We start from the raw sequence: 3,303 nt of genomic DNA, 5'->3' as shown, positions 1-3,303 counted from the left end.
CGCACCTTCCCTAACAATGGGCGCGCTGGGCCGGTGCTGCTGCTCTGCCATATGGTGTTTACCAGTGCCTTGGGCGTGAGCAAGTTCTATATGAACGGCCAGCTTCTCAAGGAGTGGACGGTCGCCACTGGCAACGGCACCCAGGGTAACCAGGGCACCCTGCCCATTCACCTGTTTTCTCGGGGTGGCAGTTTTGCCACATCGGCCTATCTGGCTCATGTGGCGTTCTACAACCGCGAGTTGACGGCCGCAGAGCGGCAGGCACGGGCAGATCTATTGAATAAGCCCTATGTGTTCAAGAACCAACCCATCACCGCCATCCCCGCCAACCAGGAGCCGCACAGCCAGTTTGTGCCGCAGGATGTGGCCTGGCGCGGCACCCCTGGTTATGTCTATGCCGGCCCCATGCCGGCTGCCGCCGTGACGACTGACCCGCTTTGTCTTGGGCAGGATCTGAACTGGCTCAGGGACGGCAACCAGAACGTGCTGCAGGGCTACATCGAGAGCACGGTCACCATCGACGGGGAAGGGGTCCGGCGCCGGGTGCTCTGCCTCGACCAGGCGGGCAACCTCATCGGGGAGACCTACAGCCGGGCCAGTGACGGCAAGTACCGGTTCGATCTGCTCTGGCTCAATCGCCGTTACATGCTGGTTGCTCAGGACGATCCGGCCTTCGGCCCCGCCGATTACAACGCCGTGGCGGCCGACTACCAGCTCCCCACCCCCTACGCCCCCAGTGAGGGGGTTGGCCTGGTCTGACCGGGCCGCACTACCTGCAGCACTATCTGCGGAGGTTGATATGCTCGTTTTCTCTGATGCCCTGCGCACCGGCCGCGCCCAACTGCTCGCGGCTGCCATCGACGAGGGCCGCGCGGGCGCCGCGACCCTCAAGATCTACACCGGCCCGAGGCCCGCCTCCGGGGCGGCCATCACCAGCCAGGTGCTATTGGTGGCGCTGCAGTTCCCCCACCCCTGCGCCCAGAGCGTGACGGGCGGGGTGCTGACCCTCAAGCCTCTGGCCAAGCAGATGGCAACTGCCAGCGGGATCCACGCCTGGGGGCGCATCGCCAACCGGGACGGGGGCTTTGTGGCGGATCTCGACGTAGGGCCACCGGAGAGCGGCGCCGACATCGAGATCCCCGCCACCGAACTGTTTACCGGCGCCATGGTGCGTATCAACGACGCCATCTTTACCGAACCCTAACCGCTCCCCGTGAGCCACGAGGTCAGCATGGCCAGAACAGACGCCCGGCTTGAACTGCGCAAGGCCCGCAAGACCAATGCCGCCCTGGAGCTGAACCCGCTCCTGGTGGTGCGCTACGTGGCGGTGTTGCAGGGCACCAGCCTGCCGCCCAGCCTGGCCTGTTCGCCTGGGCTGGTGTTGCCCTCGCTGCTGCAAGGGAGAAGCGCCGAACCGGTGCTGGCCACCTCGGCCGGGCTGGTTCACCCCGGTCACCTGAGCGCCGAACTGGCGGCGCCGGTGGCCGTCGTCAGCGCCACCGTGGTCATCGAGGCCACCCTGGCCAGCACCACCCGGGCGGTGCTGCACGACATTGAGGCCGGTTATGACATCAACGTGTACAGGGGGCCGAGCCACACCAGCGTCGGGGATTGGGACAGGGCCGCCCTGGTGACCACGGCGGTGGCCAGCGACTGGCAACGCCCCGCCCTGACCCCCGCGACCTGCCAGGGTGACTGGCAGGAGGCCGGGGCCTTGATGGCGGTGGTGGTGGATCTCAGTGAGCAGCTGCCCCGCCACCATGAGCCGGTGCGGGGGCTGTTTGACGAGGCCCTGCCGCTTGGCGCGAGCCATGGCCAGGGGTTCGACAGCCTGCCGCCAGGCCATGCCGTCACCCGCTCGCTCTGGGTAGAAGGGGCGCCGGTCAGCCGCTGGCAGGTGAGCGGGTATCGCAACCCGCCGCGCCAGGACAAGGTCTGGCAGCCAGGCAGCTGGCAGCAGGGCGCCCCGCAAGGGGCCACCCTGAGCGGCCAGCAGTGGCAGCTGGGTCTGCCCCTGCACAAGGGCTGGCTGGAGCGGTGGGAGGAGGCGATGCAGCCCCCCTGGGGAACCTCGCCACCTCCCAAGCCACCCATCAAGCCGGAGCGACCGGACAAGCGCACCAAGGTGCTGGCGTTTGGCCGCCCCCGGGGGGATGCCTCCCTGGAGTTCGTCTGGTTCGGGCAGGCCCACATCGTTATACCAACCCGGAGGGTTTACCTGGTGAGCAACGCAGCAAGCATTGTGCGGGTCAGGGACGGGATCGACATCCCCGCCACCTCGCTGAGCATCGAACTCGATACCGACTCCTGGGCCTGGCAGTTCACGTCCCAGATCCCGCGCATCGCGGCGGCCGAAATGACGGATGAGGAGGAGGTGAGCATCCATGTCAACGGCCAGCAGTGGGATTGCGTGTGCGATGGCTGGCAGTCGAGCCAGAGCTTTGCCCGCGAGTCGGCGACCCTGACTGGGCGCTCGCGCACAGCCTACCTGTCGCCAACCCACGTGTTACCCCAGGCGGTGAGTGAGATCGGGGCTGCTACCATGGCCCAGCTCGCGGAGGCGCTGCTGCCTTACGGCTGGACCCTGGACTGGCAGGCGCCGGATTGGCTGGTACCCGGCGGCTTCTTCAGTCTGGAGAGCCAGACCCCCATCGAAGCGATCAAGTATCTGGCAGAGGCGGCGGGCGGGTTCGTGCTGCCGCACCAGCGCGAGCGGCACCTGGTCATCAAGCCGCGCTATCCGACCGTACCCTGGCAGCTCGACGGGGCGCTGGCAGACGTGGCCATCCCCCGCGCCATCATCACGACGCTGGGCAGCGACTTCCAGCCGGGGCAGGCGGCGAACGGCATCTATGTGAACGGTGGCCATCAGGGCATCAATGCCCGGGTGCTGCGCCAAGGCACGGCAGGGGATCGGCAGGCTCCGGCCATCACCCACCCTCTGGTGTGCGATGTGGTGGCAGCTCGCGCCCAAGGTGTGGTGGGGCTGGCCAAGACCATGCCGAGGCGCACCCAGACCATCGAACTGCCGCTCTCAAGCGACACCGGGCTCATCCTGCCCGGGGCGCTGCTGGCGGTCGATGGCTGGAAGGGCTTTAACCGAGGGGTCAGGGTCGCGGCTGGAATGCAGGGCCGAGCCATGACGGTGCGCCAGCAACTGAGTGTGGAGCGATTTGTATGAACCTGTTCAAGCAGTTCCAAGCGCTGCTCCCCGGTGCCGACCCGTTGCTGGTCGGTACCGTCACCGCAACGACGGGCACCAGCACCACGCTGGAGACCCCGGGCGGGGGCGTTGTGATCGTG

3 protein-coding genes are annotated in these 3,303 nt (G+C 67.4%); all 3 read left to right on the top strand.

Going from position 1 to position 3,303, the window contains the following annotated elements; translation table 11 throughout:
* Positions 1-759 (top strand): LamG domain-containing protein (locus BN1127_RS22860; protein ID WP_231557497.1); only part of this gene is annotated, 759 nt, incomplete at its 5' end.
* Between the two features lie 40 nt (positions 760-799).
* Positions 800-1,204: a hypothetical protein gene (locus tag BN1127_RS20930; protein WP_052833539.1), complete on the top strand. Its 405-nt coding sequence runs from the start codon at positions 800-802 to the stop codon at positions 1,202-1,204.
* Between the two features lie 27 nt (positions 1,205-1,231).
* Complete coding sequence (locus tag BN1127_RS14760) at positions 1,232-3,181, top strand: hypothetical protein (protein ID WP_042649946.1); 1,950 nt, start codon at positions 1,232-1,234, stop codon at positions 3,179-3,181.
* Positions 3,182-3,303 lie beyond the last annotated feature (122 nt).

The sequence above is a fragment of the Aeromonas media genome (assembly GCF_000819985.1).
In the GTDB taxonomy this organism is placed as follows: domain Bacteria; phylum Pseudomonadota; class Gammaproteobacteria; order Enterobacterales; family Aeromonadaceae; genus Aeromonas; species Aeromonas media.
This window is presented reverse-complemented; position numbering and strand designations above follow the sequence as displayed.

Coding starts and splice junctions, on each gene's coding strand:
- BN1127_RS14760 (WP_042649946.1), top strand. CDS start 1,232: ATGGCCAGAACAGACGCCCGGCTTGAACTGCGCAAGGCCCGCAAGACC.
- BN1127_RS20930 (WP_052833539.1), top strand. CDS start 800: ATGCTCGTTTTCTCTGATGCCCTGCGCACCGGCCGCGCCCAACTGCTC.